The organism is Paenibacillus spongiae (genome assembly GCF_024734895.1).
In the GTDB taxonomy this organism is placed as follows: domain Bacteria; phylum Bacillota; class Bacilli; order Paenibacillales; family Paenibacillaceae; genus Paenibacillus_Z; species Paenibacillus_Z spongiae.
Genome location: NZ_CP091430.1, coordinates 5,995,796 through 6,013,776 on the forward strand (window position 1 = coordinate 5,995,796; position 17,981 = coordinate 6,013,776).

The following is a 17,981-nucleotide window of genomic DNA, read 5'->3' on the forward strand; positions in this document are numbered from 1 at the left end:
TTCCATTTCGTTGTAAAAGGAGGCTGTATAGTCGTGGTCGATCAGAATACAGTTATGGAGTCCGGCCGATGTATTGAATGCGGAGCAAAGGCGATCGACGGGTTGTCCTGCTATGAACAGTTCGGCTTCCCCCTTGTTTGGGAGCATCGTGACCCGGAATTATACGCCTTACATTTTTGGCTTGTTTCCTGTTATATGATCCAACACCCTTCCAATTTCACCGAAGAAGGCTATGAGAAGCTGGTCCATTTGTTTAAGGAGGCCTATGATCATGGTTGGGAACCAGCTTATATTCTAAAGAAGAACCGCGAGATGACGGCCAATATAAGTAAAATATCCAATCCTATTCCTAATAAGGATAGGAGACGACAGCTTCGGAAGTGGTCCATGACCATCGAAGATATTTACTTGGGCGGTGAAGACCAGGCCATCAACAATATAATCAAATGGAAAAATCTCCTGCGGAGCGAACTATAAGAGACTCCTATCTCGTATAATAGAGACTTAATCGAACTGCGGGAGGAATGGTCACCGGCATGAATCCACAATCGCGAGTTGTGAAAAATGTGTATATCGTTCGGCATTGCAAGGCAGAGGGACAATCAGCCGATGCGCCCTTAACGGATGCCGGCTTGGAGCAGGCCGATCAGCTTGCGGAATTTCTTATCGATCGGAATATTCAATCCATCCTCTCAAGCCCTTATGAACGGGCAACCCAAACCATTGCGCCGCTCGCCGGCAAGCTTGGAATCGAAGTCAGGCTGGACGATCGTTTACAAGAACGGCTCCTATCCAGACAGAGTCATCCGGAATGGCGCGAAAGACTGCGAAGAACCTATGATGATCTGGACCTTTGTTATGAAGGCGGCGAGTCCAGCCGCACAGCGATGAACCGCGCTGCTGCTGTCATGAATGAAGTGCTGCACAGCGAGGATAATCATGTTGTCATTGTCTCGCATGGAAACCTGATTTCGCTGCTGCTCAACTATTACGATCCCCGAATCGGCTTCGACGAATGGGCGGCTCTATCCAATCCCGATGTATACCACCTCACCTTCCGTCATGAAACACCTTCCATTCAGCGAATATGGCCAGGATGAACGGCCTGTAAACGCACGGAAACCCGCAAGCCTTAGCTGCGGGTTTCACACATATATCAATAAAAAGGGGTAGTACAAGCATACCCGCCGAACATTAGTATAAGATGAAGATGTTGTTACAGAAGGGTTACATGAAAAAATTCTAATCGAATGATTCTTCGATCATGCTCCAAGAAGAGTACCTAAGTGAACGCTGCTTGCCATTTGTCCAACTCCCGTACTATGCGCAGCGCAAATTCCACCTCATCGAGCATACCTGCCGCGTGCCTCCGCGCAGCTTTCTCATCATCCAGCAAGGCAATCCACCCGCCGATTGACCACAATGGTTGCCGTGCGATCGCCAGCGGGAGAGCCAACCGCTCCGTGATCGACAAGTGCTCGGCTAAGCCCTCGTCATAAGAATCGGTAAGACTGCGCAATCTGTCTAATCGCTTCTCCGAGACGGGTTCGTTAGAACACCCAAAGTAGTACAAGATCAGTGCAAGATCATCGATTCGCGCGCGCTCGCCCATGAAGTCGAAGTCAGTGACGAGCACTACGCGGCCATTGCGGAATAACACGTTGTTATGCCAGTAATCACCGTGCACGACTTGTCGTGGAAGCATCGAAATCAGCTTTTGTTCACCGTCCGAGACCAAATGAGCCAGTTCATCCGCGGCGTCTGCGAGTCTGAAATCGGCTGACGTATTCCAACCTCGTATACGCCCAGTGCCTTGCAAGGTCATGCTTAGCGCTTTGTCCGGCTCAATGTGGTTGGCAAAGATCGGATTTCTTCCTGCCGTATTAAATTGGATCCCTTGCAGAATCGTATGAATAAGGCCCAGTAATGGAAGGGCAGCGATTAGGTCATCGTATCCATTCATGCAAGTATCGCTCTCTACATATTTCTCTACCTCAATGAGTCGACCGTCGAATTCAGTCCATTGCCGCCCATCCCGTGCCGAGAGTACTTCCGATGATGGCACGCCGCCCGCATGGAGCGCTTGACGAGCGAGCTGGATATCCTTAAGCCTGGCTTCGGTAACGCATGGCCGGTATACCCGGGCTACATAGCGGCTGTGATCATCAGCAAGGAGCAGGTTCAGCGTATTGGATCCACCAAGGTCGATGCTACCTTCTAAGCCGTCAATTCCATAAGAATGCTGCACGGCGTGGAACAGCCCTGCTGATGGTCGTGCGCGCAGACCACGCACGCCGCCGCCTGCATTATCCGTCATCGTTCATTCATCTCCTCTGTATAGGGTAATTTCGGTGACCAGGGATCAGAATCGAAAACTAGACGTTATTTATCTTCGGAGACCTGTATCGATTCGTTTGCCCACATACCATCCGCCTTCGGTTGCAATTATTTCCTTAATATGACGCAATTAGAAAAGGAAATGTTGCCTATGCATTAAATATCCAAGGAAGAGGTAGGTTCGTCTAAGATAGAGAGGATAGAGAAAGCCGCGGAATGAACAACGTTCACCCGCGGCTTCTTGCATACCGTCGTTATTTACTTCTCTGCACTTAGCCCGCTGCCAATACGAATTTGGTTTAAGACATCGGCTAGAATATCGATCGTCCGATTCGATTCGACAATCGTATTCTCTACTCCGCCGACTTCGATCAGCGCGCTAGTCGGCGATAGCTGTTGGTTATACCATCCATTGCCGGATTTCCGGTCCTTGTAATAGATCCCTCGGGATATGCCGGGATATCTATCATTCATCATAGCCTGAATCTGTTTGGCGAAGGCATCGTTCTTCTTCCAGTCCGGATTCTCTAAACCGATGACGAAGTATATCTTGGCGTAACTCACGCCGTCAACATTGAGCGTCGTTGGTCCCCGTGAACTGGAATCACGATGGATATCGATTAAATATTGGATTTGAGGATGTAGCGCCATGTACTCTTTGACGGTCTTCTCGGAATATTGATAGGATTGCGAGTTCTTGTAGTTCTTTCCGTAAATCTTCTGGTAGTCTTCCCTGGCATGAAAAGCTTCCATCCCCATGCCTTGCAGGTTCATCGCAAGCCGTTCACCCAGCGTGGTGATATTCTTGGTAGGGCTCCAAGCCAAATTCGGATTCGTTACTCCTGGCAGTTCCGGTAACCATGATTCCTGATAGTGAGAATGGTAGACAAGTACAGCTCCATTCCCTGGCGCTACCGGTGCATGAGACTCCAGATTGATCGTTAGATTGCTAGGATCACCTGTGTTCACGATTTGATAGTTGGTCGGCTGTTTCAAGTCGGCCACAATACGGATGGTAGAGGTCTCAGGAACGCTCATCGCATAGCGAATCTTGAACACGGGAGAATTCTCAGCCGGTAAATTCGCGAGTTCCCCTTGGGTGCCTGCAGTCGGATCGCTAATCAGTTCACCAAAGGTAAGGCCTGGCAGGTCGATCACCAGTCGGTCCGGGTTCGCTAAGGTAAATACGTTAGGCGTAAGATTCCCATTCGCTTGTATCACCAGTTGATTGTTGGCTAGCTGAATGGATTGTAGTGCCGGATATGTAGATGGATTAGGGTTAATTTCTCCGTCTGGATCGACTGCCGGATCGCTGCCGGAATCATCTCTCCATAATCGTACCGAATTCGCAGACGCATCCCATTCAACGGTTACGCCTAGACGCTCCGATACAAAACGGATGGGCAGCAGCGTAGTTCCCTTCTCCACAATAGGCGGTTGGTCCAGCTTCTCGGCTTGGTCATTCACATAGGCCTCTGATTTGAGCATGTCCAGCACAAGAACCGTATTAAGATGGGTTATCGTAACAGTCTGCTTGGCCTTGTCCCAGGTAACCGGTGCGCCTAATCCTTCCGAAATAATCCGAATCGGCACCATAGTCGTCTCCTTGATGACGCGCGGCGGAAGGGGCGATGTAAGTTCTTGACCATTGAGATAGAGCTTAATTGCAGCATCCGGTGCGGCTTGGACACTAGGTATAGCAGCGAATAAAACAAAGAATAGAGACAATAATAGCGCAACCTTGCTTTTCATTATCCACCTCGACCAAATGATAGTGTTACCAAATGTTAGACGCAGAAAAATGGCGAAGGTTGCATGATTATGCAAAGAATAGTCAAATAATTGTTTCGACATGATTCGTTCGGGGTTATAGAGTCTCTCCTTCGACAGAAATCGCGAATGAATCGAATATCGGAGATGATAGAAAGCAACGAAATTCACCCACATCTCTCTCATCTCCGGCACATGTTCGCCTGCTATATGACTCTATGACTTTGTTGTCGGGCTATGAATGGTATTTCAAGCGTGCCGTAGAGCTCACTCTCGACGACATACCTCCCGCCTGCATGCGAGGACTTCCGGATGCGCATGCCTCTAGCGTTCATTTCTAGCGCCAATTCTAGCGCCATCTCTTGCAGTGCCTTCTCTGGCGCCATTCCTTGCAGGGTATGATAGCCTTCGGGCCGGACCTCCTCCGGACTGTTCCTGATGTCCCTCTCTCCCCGGGTGCACAATTCCATATCTACATCAATCCCATGTACGGAGAAATAGGCCGCATAAAATTCCATAGGAAAATGCAGCTTATAGAACGCATACCGTACGGCCGAGATTACATAAGAGACCGCATGGGATTTGGGAAACAGGTATCTAACCTTCCGATACGATTCCATATACCATGCCGGGACTTTGCTCTCCAGCATCGCTTCAACCGATTCCGCTATCGGAAGGTCTTTTCTCTTGCTCACTGTGATCGAGTAGGCTGTCTCCATATCAACCCCAAATTTCATAAGGTCCATCATTAGCTGATCCCTGCAGGCAATCGATGTCCGGAGCGTTCCGGCCCCCTCTTGTATCCGCTCTCGCGCGTTCCCGTCCCAAGTCCCGACTCCATGCGAAAGTCCGCTGATCTGGACCAGCTCGCTGAACGAGGACGGCTGCGTCATCTGGAGCATGTCCCTCACCGGGCCGATGCCCATTTCCGGAATACCGTATGTTGCGACCTTGCTCTTGATTTGATCCGGAGTCACGCCAATTGCGTCGGTTGACCGGAATAAGCTTAATGCTTTGGGGTCATTCATCGGGATGCTTCTGGGGTCGATCCCCGTGAGCGTATGCACTCGTTTTAAGACGGATGCCGCGTTGTGCGGAATGATATCAGGTACAGGAATGCCGCTCCTCCAAATGCTGTTATGCATCTGATAATTCAACTCATTGTTCGCGTGCTCTTCATATTCCCAAGCCGTATACAAGTCGATGTTCGGAGAGGTATTGCCATCTGCTCCGAAGAACGTCTGATACGGAATACGATGCCCATCGCCTACGAACTTCCCCCCACACTTGGCGCAGAGCTCGCTCGGCAAATCAAAACCGCTGTCTACGGCGTCCGCCGCCCACTCCACATGTCTGCACTCAAGGCACTGATAATGGGGAGGCAGCGGATTGACCTCCGTTATGCCAAGCAAATAAGCCACGATGCTGGAGCCGACCGAGCCCCGGATCGCCATCGTGAATCCATCGGCATTCGCCTTGTCTACGATGCGCGCCGCAACTATATAAGGATCGGAAAACCCATTCCTGACGATGTGCTGCAGTTCCTCCTCCAGGCGGGAAATGACAGCTTCAGGAACATCATCGCCGTACCGCTGTCTGGCGGCGTTGTAACAGCTTATACGGATTGGGTCATCCTCATGATTCTGCTGGTTTGGCATTCTCATCAACCTCCGAATTGGTATGGAATAAAATTTGTTGTGTTGATATTCAACTCAACTTTTGTAGCAAAAAAAATCAAATATCAAGCGTCAGCTGCTCGAGCCTGCCCTTCCTGTCTGCAGGAGCAGGCTGACTCACATAACCCGCCGAATCGATGTGCAGAAGGTGCAGCTGTGTCAAACGAACCGAGAGCGCGGAGATCGACACCTGAAAACAATCTGCCAGCGCGTAGAGATTCGACAGATGAATACGGCCCATTCGCTTCAGCTGATCCACCGCGCGAACCAGCATCGGTTCAGGCAGCAGCAGACAGCCCGCAAACAGATCGGCCTGCACTTCTTCCGCCGGCTTCGAGGAGCGGTTCTGCTCCGCGCCTCTTAATCGCAGAATAGCCGGCGATTCGCCGGAATGAAGCACCCAATGCCCCAGTTCATGAGCCAATGTAAAATGATACGTCCCCAGCTTGCTGTCAAAGAGGTCGCGCCGGGATTCATTCAGGATGATCTGCCTTTGATCCGGCAAAAGTGCTGCCATTACGATGCCGCCCGCATCCAAGTGGTCGATCGTCTCCCAACAAATCTGCAGGTCGAAATGAAATTCGACCAGCTCTTCGATCGGGACGGGTTGAATGATTTTGCCGCGCGGGTCGTAACCGTACTCTTCCAGGATCTGTTCCGTCAACGCTTCCATCTGCTCGCGTGTAATGAATCTGGAGGCTTTCATTGCGGCTCCCCCTCGCCTTCCTCGTCGATGATCTCCTTGATCCTTCTCCATTGCGCGGGAGACAGCTCGGAGGCTTTCCTAAGAAAGACCGGGATCTCTTTATTCTCCGTAATTAGCCTCTGGAAGCTCTTCGGGACCTTCTTCGCGGCGAGTATAAGCGCTTCCGGATCTGCTTGCAGCACTTCGGCGATTCGGATAATCTTGTCTTCTGCCGGTGGATCCATCGTGCCGCTCTCGATCTTGCTGATATAGGTAAAATCAATTCCCACACGTTCCGCAAGCTGACGCTGGGTAACCTTACGCTGCTTGCGCAAATCTCGGAGAAGCTCGCCAAATCCGCTCATGGATGCCACCACCTTCCAGTAATTCTCATTTTACACATGTTGAGTGGTTTGTCAACATCGCCTTATAGAAACGGCATGAGCTGACGGGAAGCCCGATCTATGCGGACTGTACTCCCCCCGCCCGGCTCCCCGCGGCAGCCGCGGTCAGTCATAGCTCCAATTGCAATCATCCGGATTTTTGTCCGGGAGGAAGCCCCGGAACACCGTCGTGCGCAATTGATGCGTATCCGTCCGTTCCAGATAGTCGATCCGGCAGCAGAGACGCGGCTCGATCCATTGCGTCTTCTTGTCGCGCTCCCGGTGCAGCCGCTGCGCAAGCGTCAGGAAGGCTTGCTTCTCCTCGGGCTTGAACCCGAATTCCACTGTGCCGACAGGCTTGTACCGGACCGTCCGGAAATGAAGGCCGAGCGCCAGCGCGAAATGCGGTTCGGTCCGATAGCCCAGCACGATCGCGTCGATCGTCTTGAAATGCTTGATTTTCAGCCAATCCGCCGTAACGGTCCCGAACCGGTAGAGCGATCGTTTCCGCTTCGCCACGATGCCTTCCATCCCGGTCTGCCCGGTCAGTGCGAACAGCGCCTTGCCCTGCCCGTCCACGACCATCGTTTTGGTCAGCGCCGCCGAATCCGCCACGATCGCGTCCAGACGCTTCTTCCGCTCGGTCAGCGGTTCATGCGCAAGATCGCGGTCCGTATATAGCGCGTCGAAGACGACGAATGTAGCGGGATGCGTCTTCACGGCCCGGGCAATGCTAGCGCTATGGCTCAGCCTGCCCCGAAACGCGAAGTCGTCGAATACCGGACGGCCGCCGCGCAGGCAGATCCCCTCGCAATCCAGAATCGCCTCCTGCGCCCTGATTGACGATACGGCCTCTCTCAGCTCGGGAAACTTGTCCGTGACGACGCTGCCGTACCGGGTATACGCTTCGAGCCGCTCGCCTTGCTTATGCAGCAGAATGCGCCATCCGTCGTACTTCGGCTCGAAGACCCAGTCCTCGTCATCGAACGCTTCCTTGCCCATCCCTACGATCATCGGCTTTAATGCCGTGAAGAGCATCGCGGCGCCTCCTCCCTGCTATTTATTGTCGACCTCATGCCGGAGCCGCAAACCCGTTCAATAGAAAAAGCGGCGCGCTTGCGCGATTATGCATTATGCAATCGAAGAAGCCGAAGCCCCTCCGTCCTCGACGCACGCGCGAGGTACGCGTCGGTCGGAACGGACCGGACATCGGCTCAGAATCAATCGACCAGACCGGATGCCTGCAGAATATATCGGTTTCGATTTGGAAGGAAAGCTAAGCGTGGCAGATGCGCGGCATCCACATCGACTCCTTGCCCAGCTCCGCCCAGATGTACTTCAGCAGCAGCCCGCTCTTCAGTCCGGCATGGTCCGGATGATCCCACAGATTGTCGATCTCTTGCGGATCCTCCTGCAGATCGAACAGCTCGCCGTACGTTTGATTGTAATAGACGGTAATCTTGTAGCGGGCGTCGACGTACGTCTTTTGATGTATTGATGTCGGCTCGTGATGAAACTCGCAGATCGCGTGATCGCGCGCCGAAGACTTGCGCCCCTGCCATACGTCGCTTTGATCGACCCCGGTCATCGAATGCGGAACCGGAATACCGCAGAGCGACAAGAAAGTAGGCGCCAAATCGACAAGCGATTGAATCGCCGGCGATACGGAGCCGGCCGGAACGCGGCCCGGGCTGCGGACGATGAACGGCAGCTTGATCAAGTCTTCATAATGGAAGCCGCCCTTGGCCTGCAAGCCGTGCTGGCCGAAGAAATGCCCGTGGTCCGTCGTGAAGACGACGATCGTGTCCTCGGCCAGTCCCAGCTCGTCCAGCTTGTCGAGGATGCGGCCGATATATTTGTCCATCAGGCTGACCATGCCGTAATAGGTCGCGACCAGCCGCTTGCGTTCTTCATCCGGCAGATTCGTATGCGAATGATAGCCGTGAATGCCGTATCCCGACTCCTTATACGCGCTGAAATCCGGCGCATCCTCCTGCGTCATGCGAAAATGCGGTGGGTTGCGGTCGTGCTCGCCCGGCACGAGCTGCGGAATCGTCAGCTGGTCCGGATCGTACATCGTATCCCAAGGCTCGGGCGCCAAGTAAGGCGGATGCGGATCGAAGAAGCTCGCCCAGAGGAAGAACGGCTCGCCATCCGCGTCGTATTGCTCCATCAGCGCATTCGTCCGTTCCGCAATCCAAGTATTGTAATGGTATTCCTCCGGTATCGGCCACTTGTGCTGAAGCGCCGGATCCATTGTGCCGGTGGGCGCGACGAAATAATCCCTCCAGTTCAAGCATCCCTTCTCTTCCATCCAGATCGCGTAATGCTGCCCGGCATGCGCCTCGTTCGCATGGTTGCGGGCCAGCTCCACGCGGTCGAAGCCATAGAACGGACCGTGAAACGTACGCCAGAAATCAAGATCCTGCATAATCGGATACGATTCCAGCGAAGGATATTCTTCCGTGCTCTTAAGCGGCTGAAAATGCGCCTTGCCGACCAGCGCCGTGCGGTAGCCGGCTTCCTTGAAATCCTCGCCTACCGTATGCTCGTTCTCCGACAGCTTCGTGCCGAGCGTCCATGCCCCGTGCTGGCTCGGATATTTGCCGGTGATCATGGAGGCGCGCGTCGGCGTGCAGGTCGGGTTCGGGCAGTACGCCCGGTTGAATGTGCTGCCTTCCCGCGCCAGCCGGTCCAGATTCGGCGTCCGCAGCTCCGGATTGAACGCGCCAATCGTGTTCCAATGCTGCTGGTCGCTTGTAATCAGCAAAATATTCGGTCTCTTCTTCATGTCGGCTCCCTTCATTCGTGCCCCGCTCTCAATCATGAGCACCTCGTCCTCCTCATCATAGTCAAGCGCTGTGCCCCGGTAAATATCCTTTCGTTAGCTTTCGTTTGTCAATTTGTTAGGTATGAGGTACAGTGATATCACATGTTGAGGCGCTGCGGCAGCCGACAGGAGGTTTCGTTCGCATGAAAGAATATATGCATGAATACGCCGTAGATTACCTCTTTAACCCTTCTGATTTCTTGAAGAAGGGCGGCATCTGGATCCTTCGTGCCGGCGCCAACCGCGCCAAGCCAAACTATCAAGTAGGCCCCCGGAGAATCGAATACTACAGTATGCATTTTGTTGTCGATGGTTCGGTAAGCTACCGCTACCCCGACGGCGCGGTCACGCTGGGGAAAGGCGACGTCTTCTGCCTGTTTCCCGGAACGGTTCACGAATATGGCGTCGTTCCCTCCGATCGTCCGCTGCGCATGCATTGGCTTGCCTTCGACGGGCCTCAAGCGCCCGATCTGGCCGCATCCCTCGGCATATCGCCCCAACATCCGTACGGAAGCGGCCTGCTCGACGGGAACGGCCTGCATTTGCTGCAGCAGACGATCGAAGCGCCGCCTAACGGACCGGATATGGAGATGCGGCATTTAAGCCTGATCTACAGCCTGTTCGCCAATCTTCAGAGCCGCCTGAGCAAGGCGGCCGAAGGAGGGGAAGGCTGGCTGGAAGACTGCCTGCGCTACATGCAGACACACTTCGCCGAAGATATCGGCGTGAGCAATATCGCCGAGCGCTTCAATCTGCACAGATCGTATCTCTCGGCGATGGTCAAGCGGCATATCGGGCAATCCCCGGGGCAATATATTCAGTCGCTTCGGCTGGAGAAAGGGGCCCGCCTGCTCAAGGAAACGGAGCACTCCGTTACGGAAATCGCGCTTTCCTCCGGTTACCCCGATCTGTACTCGTTCAGCAGGGCGTTCTCCAGAAAATACGGCGTCGCGCCCACCGAATACCGGCAAGCGCAAGAAGAAACGGCCCGCCCTGTCTCCCGGGAGCGGAGTTAGTTTCTTCCCGCGGGAACAGCTGCAAGCTTAAGACCGCCGGAGGGCGATTTCCCATCCGGCGGTCTTGGCGATACGCGTGGCAGTTATTAATGCTTCGCAGGCATTATTTGCCTGCGGCTTTGATGAAGGGCTCGGTCTTCAGGAACTGTTCGGCCGGCACCGCTTCGGTCATTTTCCCGTTCTGCACGAACAGCTTCTGCAGATTGTCGTACCACTTCTTGGCCGTCCCGTCCTGGAACGCGTCGGCGACCCGTTTGTTATCCAGCCATTCCAGCGAATCGAGCTGCTGCTTCAATGATTCTTCGGGCACTTGCGTGTATTCGGCGGTCAATTTGATGGCCTCGTCCTTGTTGGCCAGCTTATAATCGGTCGTCTTGTAGATCGCCTGCATGAACTTCTCGACCAGCTCCGGCTTCTCTTCCAGAAACTTCGGATTTACGACCCAGCTCGCCGGGAAGACATACTCAGGGAAGAAATCGCTGTTATCACCCAGCTTCACGATATTCTCCTTGCCGACCTGCTTCTCGATCTCCAATGTATATGGCGACCAGATCGCGACCGCGTCGACTTTGCCGGCAACATAAGCGGATACGGCGCCGGCGACATCCATGTTGACGATATTGACGTCCTCCGGCTTCAGCCCTCCTTTTTCGATCCCCAGATTGAGCACCATCTCGCCGGACGTTCCTTTCGGCACGCCGACCGTCTTCCCCTTCAGATCCTTCCATTCCTTCACGCCGGATTTCTTCGTAGCGAGCACCATGTCACTCTTGCCGAGGCTCACAATATTGATGATGTGACCCTTGCCTTGCGCTGCAAGGAACGTTGCGCCCGGACCGATATACGCAATATCGATATCGCCGGAAGCCATCGCCTGGAATTCGGGCGGGCCGCTCAGAAATTTAACCGCATTCACGTCGAGGCCGGCTTCCTTGAAGAACCCTTTCTCCTCGCCGATAATTATCGGGGTAGCGCCGTTCATATCCGGCATATAAGCGACATTAATCTTCGAAAGCTTGCCGTCGCCGGCTGACGGCTCCTGCGGCGTAGGGGCTGTCGTCGAATCATTCCCGCCCGAAGAACAGGCGGCCAGAACCAGACTAAGGATGATGGCCATTACGGATAATTTGAACATGGGCTTCCAGTTGTGTGACATGGATGACTCCTCCTTTTTTGTGTAAAGCTTTCTGTCTATATGGATCAAGCTAACCGGCATCCGGTTGAACCGGGGACGACTGGCGTCGGCAAGGCCGGCCCGTTCCCTCCGCCAGTCAGCGTAAGCCGCACCGGATTTACTTGGCGACTTCCAAATATTCGCGGTATACCTTCGACCAGATTTCATTCTTGATTTGCACGAACCGCTCGTCCAGCTTGGTGGACTGGTCTCTCGGATACGGAATGTCGACATCGACGATTTCTTTGATCCTTCCGGGACGCGCGCTCATGATGATGACTTTCTGCGCCAGAATGACCGCCTCATCGACATCGTGCGTGATGAAGAAGCACGTCTTCTTCTCCGTTTGCCACGTCTTGAGCAATTCTTCCTGCAGCTGGGCCCTCGTTTGCGCGTCGAGCGCGCCGAACGGCTCGTCCATGAGCAGCACCTCGGGCTGAACGGCATACGCTCTGGCGATGGCGACGCGCTGCTTCATGCCGCCGGACAGCTCCTTCGGATAGGCATGGGCAAAGTCCTTCAATCCGACGAGATTCAAATATTTCTCGGCGATTTCTTTGCGTTCTGTTTTCCCCATTCCCCGCAATTTCAATCCAAACTCTACATTTTTCAGCACGGTTTTCCACGGAAACAACGCATACTGCTGAAACACGACGCCTCTTTCTTTTCCCGGGCCGCGAACATCTTGGCCGTCCACCCGGACGGAGCCCGAAGTGGCATCCTCCAGTCCGGCGATGATATTGAGCAGCGTCGTCTTGCCGCATCCGCTTGGGCCCACCACGCAGACGAATTCGTTCTGCCGGATCGTCAGGTCGGTATTTTGAAGCGCGGTCACATCTCCGTTGCGGCCCTTATATACTTTGGACAATCCTTTAATTTCGATCTTCGGCGCACCTGCGGCAACGGGGACGTTCTCTAGCTGCTGCGTACTTCCTGCCATCCCGTCAGCCTCCTCTCCAGAAACAGAATGAATTTATCCATTGCGAGTCCAATGACGCCGATGACGATAATGCCGAGAATGACAACATCCATGCGGAAGTATAAGCTGGCTTCCATAATCATGTTCCCGAGCCCCTTGTTGGCACCGGTCAATTCGGCTGCGACAAGCGTCGTCCAGGCGGCGGCAAGCCCCAATCGCACGCCGACCAGAATATACGGGAAGGAGGCGGGTACGACGACTTCGAGAAAAATATCCTTATCCTTCGCACCGAGCACTCTGGAAGCGCGGATGAGCGTCGGGTCGACGTTGCGTACGCCCTGGAAGATCGAAATGACCATCACGAGAAAGGTTGCGACGAAAATGACGCTGATTTTGGCGCCTTCGCCGACGCCTTGCGCGACGATGACGAGCGGGATGAGCGCAATCGGCGGAATCGTGCGGAAGAACTGAATCCACGGCTCGACGACCGAGCGCACCACGGAGTACCATCCCATGAGGAAGGCGACGGGAATGGCGACGACCAGTCCCAGCGAGAATCCGCCGAGCACTCTCAGCAGGCTCGCCCAGACATTCGTCCACATGCGGCCGCTCTCGATTTCCGTTATGAAGGCTTTGACGACCAGAGTCGGATTGGTCAATATCGCGCCTATGGAAGGGATGGCGGCGAGCAGATACCAAGCCGCGATCCCGATGACGACGGAAAGCGTTGTAAGCAGCCCGTTCGGCATTTTTTTCATGCGACCACCTCTTTCTAAGTTGTTATGCTTTGAGGGATACTCGCTGTAAAGGCTTTCATTCCTACGAAAGATGAATGTCTCTTGCGGACCTCCTGCTGCAGCAAAGGTTAACGAGTTGACCTCATTATAGCGGCAGGGCCGAAACCGCAAAAGGTTGAACTAAATTCAAACCTTTTCGTCTCCCGCCGCCAGGCTTATAATGCTCGTGAAAACATTGCGACTGGCTCCTTCTTCTTGGTCTGTGATAAGATAAAGGCGAATTTTGTCGAAAAAGTTACGACAACGAAGAGTTACGTGAGCAGCTAAGGGTTTCCGGAGGAAACCGGCATCGGAAGCATACGCTTAGTCCCGGCTGAGTTCAAGATTCGATGCCGAAGCAGCCCTCCTGCCTCGGCTTTGTGATCAAAAGACGGCTTTTTGAACATCCTTAGAAGGTGATCCGATGACAATACTGCTATTCCTGCTTATGCTGGCCGCCATCACCTTGTTTATCGCGAAAGCGCGCAACCCGTCCGCGTATTGGATGGGCTTCGTGCTCGTCGGCTGGTTTCTCAGCATGGCCGGCCTCATTCTGTTTATCGCGAAATACGGCGGGTTCTATTACAAAGTGAACATCGTTCTGTTCTTTCATGACAGCGTTCGCAATTTCTTGCTTCAGCTTCCGATCAGCATCGAATGGATCAGCCGCATGATTACGGTCGGCCGGTCGGTTTTTATTTTCAGCCTGATCGGACTATCCGTGTCGCTGCTCTATTACCGGCCTCTCAAGAAGCTGTGGAAAATCTATGCGCTCAACGCGATTCTTCCGCTGGCCAATATTCTGGTCTACGACCCGATCATCTATAAATGGGCGCTCGGGATGATTGACCGCAACGTGACGTATGTCGTCGGCTGGCTGACGAGAGGCTGGCTCGTCGCTTCCGCTCTCATCGCTCTTCTGCTGATGATCAAGAAGTACCGGAAGGTGACGATTCCGTGGGTAAAGAAGCAGAGCAAGTACATTCTGCTCGGCGTCCTTTCGCTCATGCTGTTCTATTTCTATCTGGGCTTTCTCGGGCCGCTGCAAGTATTCGACGTCCGCACCTATTATGTGCTGTATTCGGATTTCTCCAACTTCAACCCGCCTCTCACCTTGTTCGGCTGGTATGCCAGCATCAGCCTGACCGGCGTCCTGTCGCTGATCAGCATCCTGTCCATCTGGCGCTATACGGAGATCGAGAAAACGATGGGCAAGAGCGACCTGCAGCTGGAACGCAAGCTGAACACGGCGAATATGGGAGCGCGCGTCTTTACGCACGCGATCAAAAATCAGCTGATCATGATTCAACTGCTGATCGGGCAAGCTACAAGCGAAGAAGGTGCCCGGAATGCCGGACAATCGCTCGCCAAGGCGGAGGATATCGTCAATCACACGCTCGAACGGCTGGACAAGCTGTACAATTCATTCAAATCGAGTCAGCTGCAGCTCAGGCCGGTCTCCATGCAAACGCTGCTGCGGCTGACGCTGGAACGGTTGCCGCTGGTGCCCGAGCATCTGACCCTGACCTGCGACCCGCCGGAGAAAGAAAGCCTGCTGCTGGCGGACGTGGGCCATCTGTCGGAAGCGCTTTACAACGTCATTGTCAATGCGGTGGAAGCGGTGGGCGACCGGGAGGACGGAGCGGTGCGGATCACCGCCTACGAGGAGGAGCAATGGGTGCTGATCCAGATCGTCGACAACGGGCCGGGCATACCGGCGGAGCTGATGGAGACGATCTTCGATCCGTTCTATACGAACAAGAACACGACCCGCAACTGGGGGATCGGCCTATCCTATGCGAGACATGTCGTCCTCGGCCATTACGGCCGCATTCATGTAGAGAAGCGAGCTGAAGGCAGCGCGTTCAAAATCATTATTCCGCTTTATCAATTGAAGTCGTAAGCAGGAGGAAGATAAAGATGGTCTTACAAGAACCGATCCGGGTCATGATCGCCGAAGATCTGGGCATCCTGCGGGAGCACTTCTGCAGCTTGGTCGAGAACGAGGACGACATGGAGGTCATCGGCCAAGCTTCCAGCGGGAAGAAGCTTCTTCAGCTTATCGACGGCGCTCCGGTCAAGCCGGATATTATTCTGATGGACATCGAGATGGATGCGAAGCATGACGGGATCGTTACGGCACAGCGTATATTGACGACGGAGCCGCAGATGAAAATCATCTTCCTGACCGTGCACGAGGACGACGAAACCGTCTTCAACGCGTTCGAGACCGGAGCGGTCGATTACGTGCTTAAGACCCGCTCCGGCGATGAAATCGTCACCAGCATCCGTCTCGCCCATGCGGGCATCGCCCAGATGAGGCCGGAGTTCGCGTTCAAGATCAAGAACGAATTTTCCCGGATTCGCCGCAACGAAGAAAGCTTGCTGCAAGCGACGCTGATCATGGCGCAGCTGACGCCGACGGAACTGGAAATTCTCGATCTTCTCTTGAAAGACTTGAAGATAGCGGAGATTGCACGCCATCGGCAGGTCGAGCTATCGACAATCAAATCGCAGATTAACGTCATTTTGAAAAAATTCAACAAGAACAGGTCCAAAGAAGTGATCGCCCTGCTGCGGGAGCTGAACCTTCAACCGCTCCTAAGGAAAGTGCGTGGCGAGTAACGAAAGGCGGGCTCAAGCGGTTGGAATTCGGAGCATTCGGAGCATTCGGAGCAATAATCATTCATTGTTTCTTTAATGAGCAGCAAGAAAAGGCGGTCCCATCAAAGGGGGCCGCCTTACGTCATTCCTTCGTTTCTTATGCGATTTCGTCTTTGACCGGCTCGTCCAGCACGGCCAGCTGCAGCGTCCGCAGCTCTTGCTTAAGCTCCCGGATCGTCTCCGCATAGCCGGGATCGGCGTATACGTTGTTCATTTCGGCCGGGTCCCGCTCCAGATCGAACAGTTCCCACTCCGGCGGACGGTTCTCGTCGACCGAGCCGGAGGTGCCCAGCGCCTCCGCGTAATAGTAGATCAGCTTATACCGGTGCGTCCGGATGCCGTAGTGCGAGTACACGTTATGGTGCTCGTCCAGGTGCATCCAATACCGGTAGTACATCGACGTTCTCCAGTCGCCTGGCGTTTCGCCGCCGAAGATCGTCCTCAAGCTTCTTCCCTGCATCTCCGCCGGAATCGCAGCGCCGGCATAATCGAGGAACGTAGACGGGAAATCAACGTTCAGCGTCATCGCTTCGGTATGCGAACCGGGCTTGATCGCCCGCGGGTACCGGACGATAAACGGCATCCGCAGCGATTCCTCGTACATGAAGCGCTTGTCGAACCAGCCGTGATCGCCCAGGAAGAAGCCTTGGTCGGATGTATAGATGATGATCGTATCCTCCGCGACGCCCTCGGCGTCCAAATAATCGAGCAGCCGGCCGACGCTCTCGTCGATGGAGGCGATGCAGCGCAAATAGTCCTTGATATAGCGCTGATACCGCCACTTCTTCGCTTCGAGGCCGCTCAATCCTTCGGGCGGGGTTCCTTTCAGATCGACTTTGTCGTTCATGTCCCGGTCGATCCGCATCTTGGCCTCGACGGCCGCCTGCGAACGGTTCGAATAATCGTCATAGAACGTATCCGGTTCCGGAATATCGATATCCGCGTAGAGATCCTTGTATTTCTCGGCCGGCTGCCAAGGGCGGTGAGGCGCCTTATGATGGCACATCAGCATGAACGGCTTGTCGCGGTCGCGCTTGTTCATCCAGTCGATGGAGTAGTCCGTAATCAAGTCGGTCGCATAGCCCTTGACCCGCTTGAGCTCGCCCATCTCGATAAATTGGGGATCGTGGTATTCGCCCTGATCCGGCACGACGTTCCAATAATCGAATCCGGTCGGGTCCGCATCGCCGCCATGGCCCAGATGCCACTTGCCGACGATTGCCGTCTGATAGCCGACTTCCTTCAGCAGCTTCGGATAGTTCATCTGCCTGCCGTCGAAATGGTCGTTAATCGATTTGACGCCGTTCAGATGGTTGTACTTGCCGGTCAATATCGCCGCCCGGCTCGGCGAACAGATGGAGTTGGTGCAGAAGCAATTGTCGAACCGCATGCCTTCGGTTGCGATACGGTCGATGTTCGGCGTCGCGTTGATTTTGCTGCCGTAGCAGCTCATCGCGTGCGACGCATGATCGTCGGACATGATAAACAATATATTAGGCTGCTTCAATTTCTCATCACCTCAAGATCCATTATAAACAGTCCGGCTTCTTTTGCGCGATGTACAATATTACGATTCTAGTAGGTTATCACTTTCACTTTCCAAACCGCTGCAGCTATCGACAAGATGGACGAATTCATGATCTCGCTCTATTATTCCATGTGACATGGCCCTATCGCTTCATGTACAATAGCAATGACCCGCCGCGCTTGTCCAACAGCGGATCCGAAGCTCGAGGACGTTCGGCGGGGAA

16 protein-coding genes are annotated in these 17,981 nt (G+C 54.0%); 5 read left to right on the forward strand and 11 right to left on the reverse strand.

Annotated features, from left to right (window positions below; translation table 11 throughout):
* Positions 1 to 33 precede the first annotated feature (33 nt).
* Entirely contained in the window at positions 34 to 477 is a 444-nt protein-coding gene (locus L1F29_RS27040; protein ID WP_258385130.1) for a DUF5946 family protein, read from the forward strand.
* 80 nt (positions 478 to 557) lie between these two features.
* On the forward strand, positions 558 to 1,100 hold the full coding sequence (locus tag L1F29_RS27045) for a histidine phosphatase family protein (RefSeq protein ID WP_258389819.1): 543 nt from the start codon (positions 558 to 560) through the stop codon (positions 1,098 to 1,100).
* 182 nt (positions 1,101 to 1,282) lie between these two features.
* Here the strand turns inward: L1F29_RS27045 and L1F29_RS27050 are convergent, their stop codons facing one another.
* The 7 genes from L1F29_RS27050 to L1F29_RS27080 form a co-directional block, all read right to left on the reverse strand.
* Positions 1,283 to 2,317, reverse strand: coding sequence for a phosphotransferase enzyme family protein (locus L1F29_RS27050; protein WP_258385131.1), 1,035 nt, complete (start codon positions 2,315 to 2,317; stop codon positions 1,283 to 1,285).
* A 278-nt stretch (positions 2,318 to 2,595) separates the two neighbouring features.
* Positions 2,596 to 4,089, reverse strand: a complete 1,494-nt coding sequence (spoIIP, locus tag L1F29_RS27055; protein ID WP_258385132.1) for a stage II sporulation protein P — start codon at positions 4,087 to 4,089, stop codon at positions 2,596 to 2,598.
* 224 nt (positions 4,090 to 4,313) lie between these two features.
* A complete protein-coding gene (locus tag L1F29_RS27060; RefSeq protein ID WP_258385133.1) occupies positions 4,314 to 5,765 on the reverse strand; it encodes a PolC-type DNA polymerase III family protein in 1,452 nt (483 codons plus the stop codon).
* 76 nt (positions 5,766 to 5,841) lie between these two features.
* The gene (locus L1F29_RS27065; protein ID WP_258385134.1) at positions 5,842 to 6,489 is read right to left on the reverse strand and encodes an ImmA/IrrE family metallo-endopeptidase; all 648 of its coding nucleotides are present in this window, start codon (positions 6,487 to 6,489) and stop codon (positions 5,842 to 5,844) included.
* Positions 6,486 to 6,833 (reverse strand): helix-turn-helix domain-containing protein, encoded by a 348-nt coding sequence (locus L1F29_RS27070; RefSeq protein ID WP_258385135.1) that lies wholly within the window; start codon positions 6,831 to 6,833, stop codon positions 6,486 to 6,488. Before L1F29_RS27070 ends, L1F29_RS27065 begins: the two co-directional genes overlap by 4 nt.
* Positions 6,834 to 6,977: 144 nt before the next feature.
* Positions 6,978 to 7,889, reverse strand: a complete 912-nt coding sequence (locus tag L1F29_RS27075) for an ATP-dependent DNA ligase (RefSeq protein ID WP_258385136.1) — start codon at positions 7,887 to 7,889, stop codon at positions 6,978 to 6,980.
* A gap of 238 nt (positions 7,890 to 8,127) precedes the next feature.
* On the reverse strand, positions 8,128 to 9,642 hold the full coding sequence (locus L1F29_RS27080) for a sulfatase family protein (RefSeq protein ID WP_258389820.1): 1,515 nt from the start codon (positions 9,640 to 9,642) through the stop codon (positions 8,128 to 8,130).
* A 182-nt stretch (positions 9,643 to 9,824) separates the two neighbouring features.
* Here L1F29_RS27080 and L1F29_RS27085 point away from each other — a divergent pair, with 182 nt between their 5' ends.
* Positions 9,825 to 10,697, forward strand: coding sequence for a helix-turn-helix domain-containing protein (locus tag L1F29_RS27085; RefSeq protein ID WP_258385137.1), 873 nt, complete (start codon positions 9,825 to 9,827; stop codon positions 10,695 to 10,697).
* 103 nt (positions 10,698 to 10,800) lie between these two features.
* Here the strand turns inward: L1F29_RS27085 and L1F29_RS27090 are convergent, their stop codons facing one another.
* The 3 genes from L1F29_RS27090 to L1F29_RS27100 form a co-directional block, all read right to left on the reverse strand.
* A complete protein-coding gene (locus L1F29_RS27090) occupies positions 10,801 to 11,853 on the reverse strand; it encodes an ABC transporter substrate-binding protein (protein ID WP_258385138.1) in 1,053 nt (350 codons plus the stop codon).
* A gap of 136 nt (positions 11,854 to 11,989) precedes the next feature.
* Positions 11,990 to 12,811, reverse strand: a complete 822-nt coding sequence (locus tag L1F29_RS27095; RefSeq protein WP_258385139.1) for an ABC transporter ATP-binding protein — start codon at positions 12,809 to 12,811, stop codon at positions 11,990 to 11,992.
* Positions 12,787 to 13,548, reverse strand: a complete 762-nt coding sequence (locus L1F29_RS27100; RefSeq protein WP_258385140.1) for an ABC transporter permease — start codon at positions 13,546 to 13,548, stop codon at positions 12,787 to 12,789. Before L1F29_RS27100 ends, L1F29_RS27095 begins: the two co-directional genes overlap by 25 nt.
* 442 nt (positions 13,549 to 13,990) lie before the next feature.
* Here L1F29_RS27100 and L1F29_RS27105 point away from each other — a divergent pair, with 442 nt between their 5' ends.
* Positions 13,991 to 15,469, forward strand: coding sequence for an ATP-binding protein (locus L1F29_RS27105; RefSeq protein ID WP_258385141.1), 1,479 nt, complete (start codon positions 13,991 to 13,993; stop codon positions 15,467 to 15,469).
* A gap of 17 nt (positions 15,470 to 15,486) precedes the next feature.
* Positions 15,487 to 16,191 (forward strand): response regulator, encoded by a 705-nt coding sequence (locus L1F29_RS27110; RefSeq protein ID WP_258385142.1) that lies wholly within the window; start codon positions 15,487 to 15,489, stop codon positions 16,189 to 16,191.
* 136 nt (positions 16,192 to 16,327) lie between these two features.
* Here L1F29_RS27110 and L1F29_RS27115 read toward each other — a convergent pair whose 3' ends face one another.
* Positions 16,328 to 17,737, reverse strand: a complete 1,410-nt coding sequence (locus L1F29_RS27115; RefSeq protein ID WP_258385143.1) for a sulfatase family protein — start codon at positions 17,735 to 17,737, stop codon at positions 16,328 to 16,330.
* Between the last annotated feature and the right edge of the window lie 244 nt (positions 17,738 to 17,981).

Excerpts from the sequence above, each read along its gene's own strand:
- L1F29_RS27050 (WP_258385131.1), bottom strand. The coding sequence starts at position 2,317 with ATGACGGATAATGCAGGCGGCGGCGTGCGTGGTCTGCGCGCACGACCA.
- spoIIP (WP_258385132.1), bottom strand. The coding sequence starts at position 4,089 with ATGAAAAGCAAGGTTGCGCTATTATTGTCTCTATTCTTTGTTTTATTC.
- L1F29_RS27060 (WP_258385133.1), bottom strand. The coding sequence starts at position 5,765 with ATGCCAAACCAGCAGAATCATGAGGATGACCCAATCCGTATAAGCTGT.
- L1F29_RS27065 (WP_258385134.1), bottom strand. The coding sequence starts at position 6,489 with ATGAAAGCCTCCAGATTCATTACACGCGAGCAGATGGAAGCGTTGACG.
- L1F29_RS27070 (WP_258385135.1), bottom strand. The coding sequence starts at position 6,833 with ATGAGCGGATTTGGCGAGCTTCTCCGAGATTTGCGCAAGCAGCGTAAG.
- L1F29_RS27075 (WP_258385136.1), bottom strand. The coding sequence starts at position 7,889 with ATGCTCTTCACGGCATTAAAGCCGATGATCGTAGGGATGGGCAAGGAA.
- L1F29_RS27080 (WP_258389820.1), bottom strand. The coding sequence starts at position 9,642 with ATGAAGAAGAGACCGAATATTTTGCTGATTACAAGCGACCAGCAGCAT.
- L1F29_RS27085 (WP_258385137.1), top strand. The coding sequence starts at position 9,825 with ATGAAAGAATATATGCATGAATACGCCGTAGATTACCTCTTTAACCCT.
- L1F29_RS27090 (WP_258385138.1), bottom strand. The coding sequence starts at position 11,853 with ATGTCACACAACTGGAAGCCCATGTTCAAATTATCCGTAATGGCCATC.
- L1F29_RS27095 (WP_258385139.1), bottom strand. The coding sequence starts at position 12,811 with ATGGCAGGAAGTACGCAGCAGCTAGAGAACGTCCCCGTTGCCGCAGGT.
- L1F29_RS27100 (WP_258385140.1), bottom strand. The coding sequence starts at position 13,548 with ATGAAAAAAATGCCGAACGGGCTGCTTACAACGCTTTCCGTCGTCATC.
- L1F29_RS27105 (WP_258385141.1), top strand. The coding sequence starts at position 13,991 with ATGACAATACTGCTATTCCTGCTTATGCTGGCCGCCATCACCTTGTTT.
- L1F29_RS27110 (WP_258385142.1), top strand. The coding sequence starts at position 15,487 with ATGGTCTTACAAGAACCGATCCGGGTCATGATCGCCGAAGATCTGGGC.